Origin of the sequence: Moorena sp. SIO4A5 (assembly GCF_010672005.1) — a bacterium.
Classification (GTDB): Bacteria; Cyanobacteriota; Cyanobacteriia; order Cyanobacteriales; family Coleofasciculaceae; genus Moorena.
This window is the reverse complement of sequence record NZ_JAAHHZ010000395.1, coordinates 1-4399: the sequence shown is the minus strand read 5'-3', so window position 1 is coordinate 4399 and position 4399 is coordinate 1. Positions and strand designations below refer to the sequence as shown.

The following is a 4399-nucleotide window of genomic DNA, read 5'->3' as shown; positions in this document are numbered from 1 at the left end:
TTATTGCCAAAACCCATTGTTTTACTACCCGTCGCTCTTCCGATCTATCACTGAACCCCCGGCAAATTCTAACCGTTTGACAATAGGTTCGTTAATATCTAGGGGCAAACTTTGGCGAATTTGAGCTACCGCATTGCGTACATCATTAGTTGCCTGATTGCTATCAGTTCCCAGGACAAAATTGATAACGGTGCTGGATCTGCCATCAGTAACGGTGGAGCGGATTTGGTCAATGTCTCCAAGGCTAGCAACAGCATCTTCAACTTTTTTGGTTACCTGGAATTCCAGTTCTGCCGGTCCTGCCCCTGGCTGGGTAACAGTAACCATCACCGCTGGAAGATCAATATTAGGAAGCTGATCAATTCCCAACTGCTTAAAGGAGAATAGACCGACTATTCCTAAAACCAGAAACATGACCAGAGTAGCAACCGGATTTTTAATTGACCAAGAGGAGACGTGGAAGGACATCTGATAAATAGTTGAAGGTTAATCGGTTGAAGGTTGAAGGTTAATTGGTTGAAGGTTGAAGGTTAATTGGTTGAAGGTTGAAGGTTGAAGGTTGAAGGTTGAAGGTTAGTTGGTTGTTCGCGAAGCGTGGCCGAAAGGCCAAGGTTATTTGGTTGAAGGTTAGTTGGTTGAACGCGATTGCGTGGCCAATAGGCCAAGGTTAGTTGGTTGAACGCGATCGCGTGGCCAATAGGCCAAGGTTAGTTGGTTGAACGCGATCGCGTGGCCAATAGGCCAAGGTTATTGGCTCAAGATGCCACTTGTAACCGCCTCACTTTCAACGGTTAATCAACATCGAACCTGTAACCTGCGTTCCTTTCAACCCTTAATGAATCTGTAACTTGTTAACTTTCAAGGCTTTTATTGAGTTTCTAAAACTTGGACGCGATCGCCGTCTTTGAGGAAAGCAGCACCTTTGAGTACAATGCGATCGCTTGGGGATAAACCACTATTGATTTCCACTTGCCCACTAGGGAGCAGTTCTCCCATGACCACTGGCTGTGCTTTAACGGTGTTATCTGCTTCGAGTCGGTAAACGATGGCGCTAGTGTCGGGTTGGGGCAATACTGCTTTGGATGGTATGGTTAAACCAGTAGTTGATGAGATGGTGATGGAGCCTCGTAAAAACATCCCTGGTAGCAAGCTCCCAGAATTGGGTAAATCTACTTTTACCAGAGCTTGACGAGACTGCTGATCGACTATCGGGTCAATTTCTCGTACTGTTCCAGAAAGCTTCAGGCTGCTATCTCCTTTAGAAGATATTTCTACTGGTTGTCCAATCTGGATTTGGGACAGTTGGGTTTCGGGTACCCTTAATAACAGTTCCAAACGCCCCTTTTCGATAATGGTAAAGAGTGTTTCTGAGGAAGAGGTAATATCACCGACACGGGCATTTCTAGTGGCTACTTTGCCACTGACTGGTGCCACCACTTGGGTATCGTTCAGTCGCGCCATCACTAACTGGACTTGTGCCTTTTCTCTAGCCAGTTGAGCTTGGGCTTGAGCAATTACTTCTGGACGGGAACCAGCTAATCTTTGCTGGAGCTGCTGTTGCGCTTCTACTACAGCGGCTTCTAACTGGGCAATTTCTGGGGAGTTGGTGTTTCGTGCTTGCTCAAGGCGTTGTTGGGCTTCAGATAAATTCGCTTGAGCACTGAAATATTGACTTTCCACCTCATTATAGCGGTCTTGGGAAATGGCTCCTTCGGCAATCAATTTTTTCTGGCTCTCGAAGCGACGTTTAGCAAGACTCAACTGTGCTTCAGCAGATGCCACTTGGGCTTTAGCTTGGTCAATTTGTCTAGGAATACTAGCTTGAGCCTGTCTTAGACGAGCTTGGGCTTGGTCGAGACGAGCTCTAGCTTGGGCTTTTTCTTCTGAGCGTGTCCCTGCTTTGAGTTCTGCTAAACGGGCTTCAGCTTGGGCAACTGCTGCCTGAGCTTGAGCTAACTGTGCCTGAAGCACAGCATTATCTTGGCGTACCATTACTTGTCCTGCCTTGACAAATTCCCCTTCTCTAACCAGTACCTGTTTAATCTGTAAACCCGTTGCTTGGGACTTGACCCTAATCTCCTCAAAAGCAGCAACACTACCAATAGCTTCTAGGGTACGGTTAACTGTGGTGGTTTTTACGTCTGCCACCGTAACAGTTTGAGCAGGTACAGCAGAGGGGACAGCCGCAGGGGTTTCAGCAGAGGGGACAGCCGCAGGGGTTTGAACAGTTTCAGCAGGGGAATCGGTTTTTTGAACCTTTGGAGCTGTCCCGATCAATCGCATTCCTAGGAAGGTCAGCATAATTCCCATACTCATGGCCATCACTAAACTACCTGCTCCTGATGTCAAGGAGTTTTGGGATTCACTAGTCCCGGAGCTGGGTAATGATGAGGCTGAATCCTCCTGTTGGTGATTAGCTTGGTGTAATGGTTGTTGATCTGGCTGAGTGATAGTAGTGCCAGAGCCATTCAGCTGAGATTTCTGTTGGTGATCTGGCTGAGTGATAGTGCCAGAGCCATTTAGCTGAGATCTCCGTTCATCTAAAGTGTTTCGGGTCATGGTTATTCCCCTGTTACTGGTAGTGCTGAGTAATTTTGTTAAAAAAATATGATTTTAAAGGTTATTTCTTAATATAACTTAAAAATTATTAACTTAAAAGTTATTAGGACCTGAGCTAAAACTGTCTATCTATGTTTTTTCTTGATGAAATAAGATGTATAATTATTAGTCGTCTGGTAATTAGTCACAAATTTAGCACTCCCCAACATCCATATCAATCAAGCATCGCTTTACGGATGCAGCGATGTCTTGGGGGAAAGCACAGGGAAAACAGCGGTGCGGACACAGGTTTCACAAACAGAACTGGGCGCCACTGGCACTTGATCAGGGCAGGGCACAGAAAAAAGCAGACAGAAAGAAAGCCTATAGAATGGGATGGTCCTAACGACTAGCTAAGCGATGGGCGAGCATTGAGCCGCTACTGGAACGCAAAACCTCCAAGTCCCTTAAGTCAACCTACCGGTAGTAGAGTAAACCTACTAAGAGATTGATACCGCATGGTTTATATAGCATTTGTATCTGGGTAAACACACGAATTGCCGAAAAAGGCAAGAGCCAAGAGATCCTCAGTTTTATTGGACAGTAAAAAAAAGACCATACAGGTTTACATCTCAAATACAAACGCTATATTTTCAGGCTAATCGGCAGCTCAGACTAGATTGTCTCAGTTTTTGTTTCTTAGGTGTCAGCTATCAGCTATCAGCTATCAGCTATCAGCTATCAGCGATTAGCTCACGGCTGACCGCTGACTGCTGAATGCTTACTCTTAGGTGCGCTTTCCGCTCTTTGTGCCCTTGACCGATTAAGAATTTAATTCGCGCTTTGGTGCGCGCCTTTAGGCAAAGCCCGACGCGGGGCGCGAACGGGCGCGCACCTTTTATTGCCTCAGTTTTTGTGTGACATTTTCCTCTTTTTGCTGACTTTTCAAAGTCTAGTAGTATTTAGAATATATACTTTTTAAAAAGGTCTAGTCATGGGTGGAAGTAGTGATAAATTTCCTTAGATAAATGCAAACCAATGCCTGGTACTTCAGCAAGCTGTTTAACCGATGCGTTGCGAATATAATCAATGGAGTTAAAGTGAGCCAATAACTGTTTTTGCCGCTGAAATCCCAATCCAGGAATCTCATCTAAACGGGAACGATGTAACTGAGTAGTTCTTTGTTTGCGATGAAAATTCACCGCAAAGCGATGAGCCTCATCTCTAACCCTGCGTAAAAGTTGCACCCCTGGTTGCTCGGGATCAGTGGCTAGGGGAAATGGCTCCCCTGGTAAAAATAGTTCTTCGTACTGTTTAGCTAAGCTTACTACAGGCACTTCTTCTTGTAAATTTAGCTCTTGCAATACTGCTACAACTGCTGACAGCTGTCCTTTTCCCCCATCAATCATTACCAAATCAGGCCAATCTTTTCTGAGTGTTGAGTTTTGATTGTTGATTGTTGAGCTAATACTATCTGCTGGTTCTGGTTCGAGTTGACTTTTTCTAAAGCGACGGCGAATCACCTCAGCAAGGCTAGCAAAGTCATCGGAGTGACCGACAGTGATATTAGGATTTTTGATCTTGTAGTGACGGTAGTGCTGCTTGGCTGATGTGCCATCTAGAAATACTACCTGAGAAGCCACTGCATTGCTGCCCTGGATGTGGGAAATATCATACCCTTCTATGCGCCGTGGTAAATCCGGTAAGTCGAGAATGTTAGCTAAATCCTCCATCGCTTTGGTGTTGCGGTCAACCAATCGCTGGGTGCGTTCCAGTTCATAGTTAGCATTGCGCTTGACCATTTCAATCAGTTCAGCTTTGGTTTGCCGTTGGGGGGTGAGTATAGTCACATTTCGACCTT

At 45.5% G+C, this 4399-nt stretch carries 3 protein-coding genes and 1 pseudogene; all 4 read right to left on the bottom strand.

From position 1 onward, the window contains the following. Positions 1 to 45: 45 nt before the first annotated feature. Positions 46 to 468 (bottom strand): annotated as a pseudogene (locus F6K57_RS37740) (efflux RND transporter permease subunit); the annotation flags it as partial. A gap of 62 nt (positions 469 to 530) precedes the next feature. Beyond that, a complete protein-coding gene (locus F6K57_RS37735) occupies positions 531 to 665 on the bottom strand; it encodes a hypothetical protein (protein WP_293067755.1) in 135 nt (44 codons plus the stop codon). Positions 666 to 867: 202 nt separating this feature from the next. Further along, positions 868 to 2559, bottom strand: coding sequence for an efflux RND transporter periplasmic adaptor subunit (locus F6K57_RS37730; protein ID WP_293073525.1), 1692 nt, complete (start codon positions 2557 to 2559; stop codon positions 868 to 870). A 971-nt stretch (positions 2560 to 3530) separates the two neighbouring features. Next, positions 3531 to 4399, bottom strand: an 869-nt coding sequence (locus F6K57_RS37725; RefSeq protein ID WP_293073522.1) for a helix-hairpin-helix domain-containing protein, incomplete at its 5' end; no start/stop codon positions are given.